The 13200-nt window shown below is 63.7% G+C and carries 11 protein-coding genes; 8 read left to right on the top strand and 3 right to left on the bottom strand.

The genetic code is table 11. The features are described from left to right. Positions 1 to 81 precede the first annotated feature (81 nt). Positions 82 to 1296, top strand: coding sequence for an MFS transporter (locus G3N58_RS05350; RefSeq protein ID WP_205998674.1), 1215 nt, complete (start codon positions 82 to 84; stop codon positions 1294 to 1296). A 287-nt stretch (positions 1297 to 1583) separates the two neighbouring features. Here the strand turns inward: G3N58_RS05350 and G3N58_RS05345 are convergent, their stop codons facing one another. Then, positions 1584 to 2135, bottom strand: a complete 552-nt coding sequence (locus tag G3N58_RS05345; RefSeq protein WP_167048077.1) for a DUF4256 domain-containing protein — start codon at positions 2133 to 2135, stop codon at positions 1584 to 1586. Between the two features lie 119 nt (positions 2136 to 2254). Continuing rightward, positions 2255 to 3700, bottom strand: coding sequence for a DEAD/DEAH box helicase (locus tag G3N58_RS05340; protein ID WP_205988226.1), 1446 nt, complete (start codon positions 3698 to 3700; stop codon positions 2255 to 2257). Between the two features lie 345 nt (positions 3701 to 4045). Here G3N58_RS05340 and G3N58_RS05335 point away from each other — a divergent pair, with 345 nt between their 5' ends. Next, on the top strand, positions 4046 to 4645 hold the full coding sequence (locus tag G3N58_RS05335) for a hypothetical protein (protein ID WP_205998673.1): 600 nt from the start codon (positions 4046 to 4048) through the stop codon (positions 4643 to 4645). A gap of 34 nt (positions 4646 to 4679) precedes the next feature. On the opposite strand, the gene G3N58_RS05330 is transcribed toward G3N58_RS05335, so the two are convergent. Then, entirely contained in the window at positions 4680 to 5252 is a 573-nt protein-coding gene (locus G3N58_RS05330) for a RidA family protein (protein WP_167048086.1), read from the bottom strand. Positions 5253 to 5367: 115 nt separating this feature from the next. Here G3N58_RS05330 and G3N58_RS05325 point away from each other — a divergent pair, with 115 nt between their 5' ends. The 6 genes from G3N58_RS05325 (at position 5368) to G3N58_RS05300 (ending at position 13102) form a co-directional block, all read left to right on the top strand. Continuing rightward, entirely contained in the window at positions 5368 to 6267 is a 900-nt protein-coding gene (locus G3N58_RS05325) for a LysR family transcriptional regulator (protein WP_205998672.1), read from the top strand. A gap of 309 nt (positions 6268 to 6576) precedes the next feature. Next, a complete protein-coding gene (locus tag G3N58_RS05320) occupies positions 6577 to 8568 on the top strand; it encodes a sigma-54-dependent Fis family transcriptional regulator (protein ID WP_205998671.1) in 1992 nt (663 codons plus the stop codon). Positions 8569 to 8808: 240 nt separating this feature from the next. Beyond that, a complete protein-coding gene (locus G3N58_RS05315; RefSeq protein WP_205998670.1) occupies positions 8809 to 9909 on the top strand; it encodes an NAD(+)/NADH kinase in 1101 nt (366 codons plus the stop codon). Positions 9910 to 9923: 14 nt separating this feature from the next. After that, positions 9924 to 10925 (top strand): thiamine pyrophosphate-dependent dehydrogenase E1 component subunit alpha, encoded by a 1002-nt coding sequence (locus G3N58_RS05310; protein ID WP_167048094.1) that lies wholly within the window; start codon positions 9924 to 9926, stop codon positions 10923 to 10925. A 48-nt stretch (positions 10926 to 10973) separates the two neighbouring features. Next, positions 10974 to 11990 (top strand): alpha-ketoacid dehydrogenase subunit beta, encoded by a 1017-nt coding sequence (locus G3N58_RS05305; RefSeq protein WP_167048097.1) that lies wholly within the window; start codon positions 10974 to 10976, stop codon positions 11988 to 11990. Then, on the top strand, positions 11990 to 13102 hold the full coding sequence (locus tag G3N58_RS05300) for an acetoin dehydrogenase dihydrolipoyllysine-residue acetyltransferase subunit (RefSeq protein WP_205998669.1): 1113 nt from the start codon (positions 11990 to 11992) through the stop codon (positions 13100 to 13102). The genes G3N58_RS05305 and G3N58_RS05300 overlap by 1 nt, the downstream gene beginning before the upstream one ends. Positions 13103 to 13200: the final 98 nt, after the last annotated feature.

The following is a 13200-nucleotide window of genomic DNA, read 5'->3' as shown; positions in this document are numbered from 1 at the left end:
AGCGCAACCCGCCACTATCAGCCACCCGCGAGCAATGCGACGTAGCCACCCATATCACCCTAATCTGGAGCCAGTGAGTTCATGCAGACCGAATCGCCAATCCGCGTCCTTCGCCTGATTCCTCGCACCGTGTGGGTTCTGGGCTGTGTCAGCCTGCTGATGGATGTCTCCTCCGAGATCATCCATAGTCTGTTACCTATGTTCCTGATGGTTGGCCTCGGGGCGAACGCCGCCACGATCGGCGTCATCGAGGGTATCGCGGAAGCCACGGCACCCGTCGTCAAGGTCTTCTCCGGAACGCTGAGCGACTATCTCGGCAATCGCAAATGGCTGGCGGTGACGGGGTACGGACTCGGCGCACTCAGCAAGCCGCTGTTTGCGATTGCGCCGACAATCGGCATCGTCGTGACCGCACGGATTATCGACCGGGTTGGCAAGGGAGTGAGAGGCGCGCCACGGGATGCCCTGGTGGCTGACGTGACCCCCGTGCACCTGCGCGGTGCCGCGTATGGATTGAGGCAGTCGCTCGACACCGTGGGTGCGTTTCTCGGGCCGCTGCTTGCCGTTGTCGTCATGCTGACGTGGGCGGACAACTTCCGGCTCGCTTTCTGGCTCGCCGTCATCCCGGGATGGCTCGCTGTCGCACTGCTGACGTTCGGAATCGCAGAGCCTGCACACGCACTCGACACGAAGCGCGTCAACCCGATTCACTGGGATAGCCTGAGGCAGTTGGATCGGACCTACTGGTGGGTCGTCCTGGTTGGCGGTGTGTTCGCGCTGGCGCGTTTCAGCGAAGCGTTCCTGGTGTTGCGCGCGATGCACAGCGGTGTCCCCGTTGCGCTCGTTCCTCTCGTGATGGTCGCGATGAACGTCGTTTATTCTCTCTCCGCTTATCCGTTCGGCAAGCTGGCGGATACGACGAGCCATACGAGGCTGATGGTTGCGGGCTTGTTCGTACTGGTTGTCGCCGACGTTGTACTCGCCGGCAGTGCCCATTGGGGGGCCGTGCTGACTGGAGTCGCGCTTTGGGGCTTGCATATGGGAATGACGCAGGGACTGCTAGCGACGATGGTGGCCCATGCTGCGCCTCCCGGTCTACGAGGTACGGCCTTCGGTTTTTTCAATCTCCTGAGCGGTATCGTGACGCTCGCCTCCAGTGTCATTGCCGGCATCCTGTGGGATCGACTCGGCGCGCCGACTACGTTTTATGCGGGAGCGGCGTTCAGTGTTCTGACTGCGGCACTGCTTCTGTGCAAGTCACGGCCGTCGGAAGCGGCGCGCAGTGGTTTGCAGTAGCGCAGGCACGGAACAACGCGTAGGAGGCAGGTTGCTGTACCGTCGGCCCGTTTGGAGCATTCGATCGGGGTAGCAAGATCGTTGACGACACAGGGCTGCGCCTCTGCTTTATGGCGGCGAAGTCTGAGGGATGGTCTTTGGAAGGACACGCTCACAATGCGGCCATTGCGGCCGTCGGCACGATCGCGGACCATGGGCCGCTATGGGTTGCTCAGCAGTCGTTAGACCGCTCACTACTTATGGATGAAAAGGGAGAATTCAGCCATTGGGTTTTGCTGATCCCCGTGCTAGACCCGCAATATGCCGCGAAAACCCCTCGCTGCGTAGTACGACTGTGCGCCATTGTGATACACGAAAACCGTGTCATAGCGCCTGTCACAGAACAGCGCTCCGCCAAGTTTCCTGATTTCCGGCGGCGTCGCAACCCAACTGGAAGTCTTGGCATCAAAGCAGCCGAGTTTTTGCAGATCGCGGTACTGCGCCTCCGACAGCAACTCGATTCCCATTGCTGCCACCGTGTCCAGGACATTACCCGCTGGTTTGTTCTCCTTTCTGGAATCCAGCGCTTCACGATCAAAGCAAAAGCTTCTCCGGCCGCCGGGACTTTCAGCGGAACAATCACAGAATATGATCTGTCCGGTTTTCTCGTCGTGACCAATGACATCTGGCTCACCACCCGTGGCTTCCATCTCGTGAAGCGACCGCAATTTTTTTGGATCTGACGTCATCCGCGATTGAACCTGCGTCCACTCGATGTCTTTGTGACGGCTCAGATTTTTCTCGAAGCGGGCTTTAAGTGTGGAAATCAGGGATTCACTCTGCTTCTTCGTCAGGCTCATGGAACCTCTCCTCAAGACTCACTACTGACTTTCGATTACGTACGAATGCTGCCTGGGTACCCAACCAGTAGTAGACGGACTCGTCGGTCCATCTACGGTTAATAGTGCGGACAAGCATATCAAGGTTGGCGTTTACCGCGGCCACCAGCAGGTTTGCCAGCCGGCTTACGTGAACTCGCAATTGGCTTGCCGGCGGATTTGCTGCGCGGCTTCTGCACGCTGAACGGGCTACCGCTAGACAAAGCTGTGCCTTTACCCGCGGCCACAGCACGTTGCGCCGCAGGCTTGTGCCTGTTTTCGCCACTTTGCGGGTGCGGCTTTTTGCCGGGCACCTGCGTTGCGCCCGGCGCGGCGAACGGCACCTTGGGCTTCTTCGGTTTTTTCGGTTTCCTGATGATCTGCCCCGTCGCGCTAGTTTGCGGCACGCGGTGTTCAGCTTCAAAACCGGGCTCTTCCTCACGGCGCAGCGTTTGCCGGATCAGCGCTTCAATCGCGGCCAGCTGCGGCGCTTCATCGGCACACACAAGGGACACCGCCACGCCGCTGGCACCTGCACGGCCGGTGCGGCCAATACGGTGCACATAGTCTTGCGCCACGATCGGCAGATCAACGTTGATCACCAGCGGCAGATCGTCGATATCGAGCCCGCGCGCAGCCACATCGGTGGCGACCAGCATCTGTACTTCGCCTGTCTTGAAGCGCTCCAGCGCACGCAGGCGCGCGGGTTGCGGTTTATCGCCGTGGATGGTGTCGACCGCATAGCCCGCGTCATCCAGCATGGCCGCCAGGTAATCCACGCCATTGCGGGTTTTGACGAACACCAGCGCGTGCTCCCAGTTGTTCTCGGCCACAAGGTGCATGAACAGGTCAGGCTTGTTCTTTTTGTCCACCGTCACCACCCACTGCCTGATCTTGCTGGCCGTGGCATTGGGCGGGTTGACGCTGATATCGACCGGGCCGCGCAGAATGCCAGACGCCATGGCGCGGATATCCTCGGTAAACGTGGCGGAGAACAGCAGGGTCTGGCGCTGGGCCGGCAACGCTGCGAAGACGGCGTTGAGTTCGCGCGCAAAGCCCAGATCCAGCATGCGGTCGGCTTCATCCAGCACCAGCGTTTGTACCTGATCAAACTGCACTGCGTTCTGGCGATGGAGATCCAGCAAACGGCCCGGCGTGGCAACGAGCACATCCACGCCTTTGCGCAACTTCATCATTTGCGGGTTGATACTCACGCCGCCATAAGCGGCCAGAAATCGCAAATCGAGGCCTTTGCCGTAACCGACGAAGCTTTGCAGCACCTGTTCGGCCAGTTCACGTGTGGGCACCAGCACCAGAACGCGCGCGCGGTTGCTGGACACCGCCGGGCCGTGTTGCACCAGCCGCTGCAACAGCGGAAGCGCAAAACCCGCCGTTTTGCCGGTGCCGGTCTGTGCCGCCGCCATGACGTCCTTGCCACTGAGCACGGCAGGAATCGCCTTGACCTGCACCGGCGTAGGTGTCCGGTAATTGAGGTCCTGCACATTACGCAGCAAGTGATCGATCAGGCCAAGCGAGGCAAATGACATGGGCGTATTCCGGGCTGAAACTGTAATTCTAGCGGTTGTGTTGAGTGGCAATGGATGAATTGAATGTCTGGGCGTTTCGTGGCCACAGAGTCGATCAATGGATGGCGGTCGGAATCCCGCATGCGACGAATAAATCCTGGCGATCCTATGCAGTCGCCCGAAACCGGGCCGGCATGCGACCGCTCGCCGCGCCGTTGCGTCAAATCTCCGTGTGTTCTGTCATTTCAAGCGCAAGCCATTGCGGAGAATAGGCCTGCTAGAATCACCGGGCCTGATTATTTCGCTATATATAGCTTGCGTCGCCGCATGCCCAGAGGGCGATCGCAAGCGCGAATGGAGAGTGCAATGCCGTTGAGTCTGAATACCCAGGACACCCATTGGCGCATCCATGAACTGGTGTGGGGCGGATTCCACGCCCTTGATGACATCGAGGCGATCATCACGGATGAATATCTCGATCCCGACGACCTTAACGCCGACGACTTGGTCTGGGTGAAATCCGAGGTGGCCCAGGCGACAGCCGCCAAGCGCGCCATGGAAGCCGAATGGTCAAACCCTACCGAATACGACCGCCTGGAGAAAGTGTTCCAGGCGCTTCGGGTTGAACACTTCATCGCCCTGCATTGCGCGGGCAATACCAACCAGGAAGGGAAAGACGATGCGCGGGAGGTGTGGAAGGCCGCGGGCGGCCCAGGCTCCGGGCTGCTAGGCTACTGTTTCTATCACAGCCAGGACGTAGATCGCGCTGTTGATACTGGCCATCTTTACCTGTCTTTCAGCGGCATCGGCCCGACTCCGCAGGCCCGTGACGAGCATACCCTGCTGCTCTCGCGTCGCCTGATCGAACTCCTGCGGGAGGCGGGCTTCGCTACTCACTGGAGCGGTTCGATTGAAGAGCGAATCGACATCGACCTGGGGCAGTGGCGCAAACGTAGCCCGCAATAGAGCCGGCTCTCGCCGACGCTATTCCGCTGGTCACTCAGATGACACGCGCGACGAATTTAATCTCGATCAGCTGACCGACGAACGCCAGGCGCGGCGTCGCCAGCATCGTACTCGTCACGATCGGCATGTTGCTGCCGTAAGCCTGCCGTCGAATGTCGCCCGCCACGGCAAAGGCCGTGTCCACGTCGAGAACCAGGAGCGTTTCCTCGACCACATTTGCCATCGTGAAGCCGAGCAGTTTCAGCACCTTGGTCGCATTCGCGTAGGCCTGGCGCATCTGCAGGCCCATGTTGGAGAAATCGACGACTTTACCGTTGGCATCGACCGGCGCCGGGGCGACCAGCTTGCCCGTATCGTCATGGCTTAGCTGACCCGATACGTAGATCGTGTCGCCGACGCGAATCGCCTGCACGTAGCCGTAGCTCGCTTCCCAGGGCACCCCCAGGTTCACCCATTGCTTATCGGGGCAGGTTGCGGCCGAGGCCGTCGTAGCCAACAGGCCGGACGCCGTTGCTGTTGCTGCTGCTGCTGAAGTCGCGAGGAATCTGCGACGCCCCGAAGTCAGGTCGAGGGCGCTGCCGTTCGCGGGTGCCGTTTTATTGCTCATGCCGTACTCCTTGCTTGACGTGATGGGATGGGGCTTTCACGATGCACACTCTATAAATTCTGCCGCGCTAGATAAACAGCAGGCAGCCTGATGGTTTGTCCACGAGAGAGAGACAATGGATCGTTTCCACGAGATGAAAGTCTTCACGACGGTCGTCGATACGGGCAGCTTCGCCGGCGCGGCCGATTCGATGGCACTTTCAAAGCAGACCGTTTCAAAGCGGGTCGGCGAGCTGGAGAAGCGTCTGGGCGTGCGCCTTCTCCATCGCACCACGCGTCGGCTTTCGATCACCTCGGAGGGCGAGACCTTTCTCGCCCGATGCCGTGCGCTGCTGGCCGGCGTCGATGAGGCCGAGGCCGAACTCGCCGCGCATCACGGTGCGGCGTCCGGGCGGTTGAAGGTCAACGTGCCCATGACGTTCGGCCTGTCTCATCTGGCGCCGCTATGGGGGCGCTTCACCGCCGACAACCCGGATGTGATGCTCGAGGTGACGCTGACCGATCACGTCGTCGACCTCGTCGACGAAGGCTTCGACATGGCCGTGCGTATCGCGCGCATACCCTCCAGCTCACTGGTCGGTCGCAAGCTCGCGTCGACGCGCATGATCCTCTGCGCCTCGCCGGTCTATCTCCAGGCGCGAGGCCGGCCTCTTCATCCCTCGGACCTGCAGCGGCACGACATCATTGCCTATAACCTGTTTTCTCTTGGCGACCAATGGGAGTTCGAGAATGCCGGCGAGATCGTGACGACACGTGTCCTGCCGCGTGTGCGCACGAACAGCGGCGATACCTGCCTTGCCATGGCGCGTCAGCACCGGGGGATCGTCCTGCTGCCCAGTTTCCTGGTCGACGGTGTCATGACGAGCGGGGAACTGGTCGAGGTGCTGCCCGAGCACCGATCCATCGAGTTGGGCGTGTTTGCCCTGTATCCCTCGCGCAAGTTCGTCCCGGCCAAGGTGCGGCAACTGGTCGAGTATCTCGCCGAGTCGTTTCGCGACTCTCCGTGGCGGAACTAATCCTGCTGCTCGCTCACGCTGGCTTGCAGGCCGTCGTGCCGCCGGATTTGCACAATCCGGAGGCAGTCGGATACATTATCGAGTCGGGTACCGTTGAATTCGAAATCTGCCAGGCCCGTCTGCAGGCACAGCCCATGGCGCCTCGCGACCGCATTTCAATTTCAAAAAATGGCGGCTCCGACCCTATGGCCGCCCGGCGATGTATTGCACGGTGATGTGCCCGGAGGCACCGCCCGGCACGTTGAGCCAGCGTGGCAGGCTGGCCGGTACCGGCGCACCCGGCATCAGGCGCGTAGTAAGGAGACAGCGATGGACCAGCGGCAACGCGAGCACATCGAGACAGTAGTCCTGACGACTACCGGCGAGTCGTCAGGCGTCGCGCGCGCACACGATGCCATCATCCAGAGTTCGTGGCGGCGTTGCGTGCATCAGTACGGTCTTGATCCGGCCCGCATGCAGGAAGCGCGCATTCTGCCGCAGATGCGCTTGCGCGAACATCAGCAACGCATCGACGATTTCACGCGGATTGCCCGTCATGGCCTCGAAACCCTGTACGGCCAGGTAGGGGGCATGGGCTACGTGGTGCTGCTGACGGATGCCGACGGCGTCACCGTCGACTACCTCGGCAATGCCAATACGGACGCCGCGCTACGACGCGCCGGCCTTTATCTGGGCGCCGAATGGAGCGAAAACGGTGCGGGCACCTGTGCGGTCGGTACGGCGCTGGCGACGGGTCAGGCCCTGACCGTACATCAGGCCGATCATTTCGATGCGACCCATATTCCGCTGACCTGCACCGCGGCGCCGCTGTTCGATTCGTATGGTCAGCTCAATGCGATTCTCGACATCTCCGCGCTGAGTTCGCCGCAGGCGAAGTACAGCCAGATGCTTGCGCTGCAACTGGTACGCATGTACGCCAATCAGATCGAGGACGCCTATTTCTTGCGCCGGCACCGGCAGGACTGGATGCTCAAGCTCAGTCCGGCGTCCGAGTTCCTCGACGTCAACCCGGAGTACCTGATCGCCCTCGACGCCGATGGCCGGATCTCGGGCCATAACCGTCGCGCCCAGCAAATGCTGATCGCCGAGCCCGGTGTCGAGGCGAGGGGGCTGTCGCTGATCGGCCTGCGCTTCGAGGCGTTGTTCGAGGCGCGTCAGGAAGACCTGGGCCGCTTCGTCTACTCGCGGCCCAGTGAGCAGCGCGTCGTGCGGCTGAGCCATAGCGGAAAACGGCTCTACCTGAGCGTGATGCCGCCGGTGCTGCGTTTGCAGCATGGAATGCCGGACAGCGCATCGCTGCCGCTGCCCCCCGAACTGGAGGCCCTATGCGGTGGCGATGCGATGTTGCAGCAGCAATTGCAGCGTGCCGCCAAGCTGGTCGATTCGCGCATCAACCTGCTCATCAACGGCGAGACCGGCAGCGGCAAGGAGTTTTTTGCCAAGGCGCTGCATCGGGCCAGTTCACGCCGCAATGGTCCATTTATCGCGGTCAATTGCGCGGCGATTCCCGAAACGCTGATCGAGAGCGAGTTGTTCGGGCATCTGCCCAACAGTTTCTCGGGCGCCGGTTCCAGGCCCAAGCGCGGCCTGATCGAGGCGGCAAACGGCGGTACGCTGTTCCTCGACGAGATTGGCGACATGCCGCGCGAGTTGCAGTCGCGTCTGCTGCGGGTGCTGTCCGAGGGCGAGGTGCTGGCGATCGGCGCTTCGCGTCCGGTGCCCGTCGATGTGCGAGTCATTTCGGCCACTCACCACTCGCTCGATCAGCTGATCAGCAGCGGGCGGTTTCGCGAGGATCTGTACTACCGTCTCAACGGTGCGCGTTTTGTGCTGCCGCCGCTGCGCGAGCGCAGCGATCTGGACTGGCTCGTGCAGAAGCTGCTTGCCGTACCGGAGCGCGAGTCCGGTTTCACGATCTCGGACGCGGCGCGCGAGCGGCTGCATCGTCATCGCTGGCCGGGCAATTTGCGCGAACTGCGCAACGCGCTCGAATATGCGCGCGCGGTTTGCAGTCATGGCCACATCGAAGTGGATGACCTGCCCGAAGGTATCGGCGAGGCAGCCGTGGCGGCGCGCGAGGCTGCCGGCGTGGCGACGCATTCGGCCGCGGCGTTGGAACCGGCCGTTCTGCCGCCCGAGGGCATGCTGCTCATGCAGTACCTGCGCGCGTCCGGCTGGAACCTGAGCGCCGTTGCCCGCCAGATCGGCATTAGCCGCATGACGCTGTACCGCCGCATGGCGCGCTATGGCATCCAGTCGCCCAACCGCAGCGACACGGATGCCGGCGAGAGCCGGCGCTAACGGCACGGCCCGCGTTTCACCGATACGACTGTCCACCACGATGCAGTTGCCGCTGTGACACCTGTCTCGGCGGCACGCTCCAATTCGGCGCTTCACGTCGATTCGCGTCCCTTCATGCCCCTTCGCGTCCCTATTCCCGGGGGTATTCCCGTAGATTTTCCGCCCATCCCGGGGGATGCGGCATTGGCATAGTCGTTGCGGTATTTACGCCTGTCAGAACACGCACATCAGGAGACAGGCATGCGCGAACCTTGTCCGGTTCGTCCGCCGCGGGTTGGCATCATTGCCAATCCCATTTCGGCACGCGACATCCGCCGGGTCATCGCCAACGCGAACAGCCTGCAACTGGCCGATCGCGTCAATATCGTGCTGCGGCTGCTGGCCGCGCTGGCCGCCGGTGGGGTTGGCCGCGTGCTGATGATGCCGGACCGCGAGGGGCTGCGGGTCATGCTGCAGCGGCATCTGGCGCGCTCGCAAGGGCCCGATGCCGCGCTGGCGGCCGTCGAGTACCTGGACATGCCGGTTACCGGCAGCGTGGACGACACGCTGCGCGCCGCGCACATGATGCGCGAGGCGGGCGTTGCCGCCATCGTGGTGCTCGGCGGTGACGGCACGCATCGCGCCGTGGTTCGCGAGTGCGGCGAAGTACCGATCGTCGGGATCTCCACGGGTACCAACAATGCCTTTCCCGACATGCGCGAACCCACCATCACCGGCCTCGCGACCGGCCTGTTCGCCAGCGGACGGATTCCAGCCTCGTGCGCGCTCGCGAGCAACAAGCGCCTGGACGTGACGATTCGCGAGCCGAACGGAGCAGTACGGCGCGATATCGCGCTGGTGGACGCGGTCATCTCCCGCGAGCAATACATCGGCGCGCGCGCCGTATGGAAGACCGACACGCTGGCCGCGGTCTACGTGTCGTACGCGAGTCCGCAGGCAATCGGCCTGTCCGCCATCGCCGGCCTGATCGAGCCGATCGGCCGGGACGAATCCGGCGGCCTCGCCGTCGAGCTCGCCAGCCCGGGCCATGGCGCGTTCGAATTGATTGCGCCGATCGCGCCCGGCCTGTTGCGGCCGGTGCCGATCGCCGTCTGGCACCGCCTCGAACATGCCGTGCCGCAGCGTGTGCGGCAGCGCGCCGGCATCGTCGCGCTCGACGGCGAGCGCGAGCTGACCTTCGGTCCGCACGATGAAGTCTTCGTGACCCTGCACGAGAACGCCTTTCACAGCATCGACGTGGCCGCCTGCATGAGCTATGCGGCGGACGCGCAACTGATGCGCAGCGCCGCGGGCGCGAGCCTGCCCGTTGCCGGATTCCGCCCCCTCACTCCCCAAACCTGAAACAGGAGACAGACATGGACGCAGACATCGCAGCAGGGCAGGCCCGCTTGCCGCTCGACAAGGAGACGCTGCTCGCGGTCTACCGCAAGATGCGCACGATCCGCGAGTTCGAAGAGCGGCTGCACGTCGACTTCGGCCGCGGCGACATTCCCGGCTTCGTCCACCTCTATGCCGGCGAGGAAGCGACCGGGGTCGGCATTCTGCACCACCTGGGCGACGGCGACCGCATTGCAAGCACGCACCGCGGCCACGGCCATTGCATCGCCAAGGGCGTGGACCCGGTGGCGATGATGAAGGAGATCTACGGCCGCAAGGGGGGCTCCTGCAACGGCAAGGGCGGCTCGATGCATATCGCGGACCTGTCGAAGGGGATGATGGGCGCCAACGGCATTCTCGGCGCCGGCGCGCCGCTGATCTGCGGCGCGGCGCTGGCCGCGAGGTTCCGCGGCAAAGGCGAGGTCGGCATCACGTTCTGCGGCGACGGCGCGTCGAACCAGGGCACGGTTCTCGAAAGCCTGAACCTGGCCGCCGTCTGGAATTTGCCGGTGATCTTCGTGATCGAGAACAACGGCTATGCCGAATCGACCGCGCGCGAATACGGCACGGCCGTGGATAGCTATGTCGATCGCGCGGCCGGCTTCGGCATTCCGGGCGTGACGGTGGACGGCACCGACTTCTTCGCGGTGCACGAGGCCGCGGGCGAAGTGATCCGGCGCGCGCGCGAGGGCGGCGGGCCATCGCTGCTCGAATGCAAGACAGTGCGCTTCTACGGCCACTTCGAAGGCGATGCGCAGACCTATCGCGCACCCGGCGAACTCGACGAGATTCGCGGCAATAAGGACTGCATCAGGAAGTTCGCGCAGGTGGTGACGCGCGCGGAGGTGATTGCGCGCGATGAGCTGGAGGCGATCGATCGCGAGGTCGCGGCGCTGATCGAGCATTCGGTCGTGGAGGCCAAGGCGGCGCCGCTGCCGGGCCCCGAGGACCTGCTCGCGGACGTCTACGTCAGCTATTGAAAGCACTTTGCGACGACCGATCCCATCATTCAATCAGGAGACTTGACCATGGCCCGCAAACTGAGCATGAAGCTGGCGATCAACGAGGCGATCGACCAGGAGATGACCCGCGACCCGAGCGTCATCATGTTGGGCGAGGACATCGTCGGCGGTGCCGGCGCGAATGGCGAAAAGGACGCGTGGGGCGGCGTGCTCGGCGTGACCAAGGGCTTGTACGCCAAGCACGGCGATCGCCTGCTCGACACGCCGCTGTCCGAGTCCGCCTACATAGGCGCGGCGATCGGCGCGGCCGCGTGCGGCATGCGGCCGATCGCCGAGCTGATGTTCATCGACTTCATGGGCGTGTGCTTCGACCAGATCTACAACCAGGCCGCGAAGTTTCGCTACATGTTCGGCGGCAAGGCCGAAACGCCGGTCGTGATCCGCGCGATGGTCGGCGCCGGCTTTCGGGCCGCCGCCCAGCACAGCCAGATGCTGACGCCGTTGTTCACGCACATCCCCGGCCTCAAGGTGGTGTGCCCGTCCACGCCCTACGACACCAAGGGGCTGCTGATCCAGGCCATCCGCGACAACGATCCGGTGATCTTCTGCGAGCACAAGAACCTGTACGGCTTCGAAGGCGAAGTGCCGGAGAACTCGTATACGGTCCCCTTCGGCGAGGCCAACATCGTGCGCGACGGCAAGCACGTATCGATCGTCACCTACGGCCTGATGGTGCATCGGGCATTGGAAGCCGCCGCGACGCTGGCCAGGGAAGGCATCGAGGCCGAGATCGTCGATCTGCGCACGCTGTCGCCGCTCGATATCGACACCGTGCTGGAAACGGTCGAGAACACCGGCCGTCTGGTGGTGGTGGACGAGGCCAGCCCGCGCTGCAATATCGCCACCGACATTTCGGCGCAGGTCGCGCAGCGCGCGTTCGGCGCGCTCAAGGCCGGCATCGAGATGGTCTGCCCGCCGCATACGCCGGTGCCGTTCTCGCCCGCGCTGGAAGACCTGTACATCCCGAGCGCCGCGCAGATCGCGGAGGCGGCGCGCCGCACGATGCAAGGAGGGAAGAACTGATGGCTGCGATAACCCCGATCGTGATGCCCAAGTGGGGACTCGAGATGCGCGAAGGCACCGTGCAGGACTGGCTGGTCCGGGAAGGCGAGCGCATCGAAGTCGGCACGGCGCTGGTCGACGTGGATACCGACAAGATTTCCAACGCGGTGGAAGCCGCCGATGCCGGACTGCTGCGCCGCATCGTCGCGCAAAGCGGCGAGACGCTGCCGGTCAAGGCGCTGCTCGGCGTGCTGGCGGAGCTGGACGTGAGCGATGCGGACATCGACGCCTACGTCGCCGCGTTCGAGGTGCCGGCCGCCGACAGCGACGACGAAGACGCCGGCCCGGCGTTCGACTATGCGGAGGTGGACGGCATTCGCGTGCGCTACGCGCGTCGCGGGCCGGCGTCGGGCACGCCGGTGCTCTTTATCCACGGCTTCGGCGGCGACCTGAACAACTGGCTGTTCAACCTCGACGCGGTGGCCGAGAAGCATCCGGTGATCGCGCTGGACCTGCCGGCGCACGGGCAGTCCGCGATCAAGCTGGCCGGCACCACGCTCAAGGCGCAGGCGGCTTTCGTCGGCAAGTTCATGGAGGCCATCGGCGTGACGTCGGCGCACCTGGTCGGCCACTCGATGGGTGGCGGCGTCGCGGCGCAGATCGCCGTGGACGCGCCGCAGAAGGCGGCCTCGCTGGCGCTGATCGACAGCGCCGGCTTCGGCGACGAGGTCAACGCCGGCTATACCGACGGCTTCGTGCGTACCGATTCGCGCCGCGAACTCAAGCCCGTGGCCGAGCTGCTGTTCGCCGACCCCGCGCTGGTGAGCCGCCAGCTGCTGGACGACCTGCTCAAGTACAAGCGCCTGGACGGCGTGACCGAAGCGCTCGGCGCGCTGGGTACTCAACTGTTCGGCGGCGGCAGGCAGAGCGAACAGCCCGGCAAGGCGCTAGGCAGCTTCGGCAAGCCGGTGCTGGTGATCTGGGGCCGCGAGGATCAGGTCATTCCGAGCAGCCATGCCAGGGCCGCGCCCGCCGGCGCGACGGTGGAACTGCTGGACGGCGCCGGCCATATGCCGCAGATGGAGAAGGCCAACGAGGTGAATGCACTGCTGCGCCGGCATCTGAACCCGTGAAGCAGGCCGGCGTGCGTTGGCGACGACGCTCCTTCCGAATGCCGTGCCGGGCACGGCATCTCAAGGCAAGCCAGCCGATCTCCAGGACGCCTCGATCC

The sequence above is a fragment of the Paraburkholderia sp. Ac-20342 genome (assembly GCF_017104985.1).
GTDB lineage: Bacteria > Pseudomonadota > Gammaproteobacteria > Burkholderiales > Burkholderiaceae > Paraburkholderia.
This window is presented reverse-complemented; position numbering and strand designations above follow the sequence as displayed.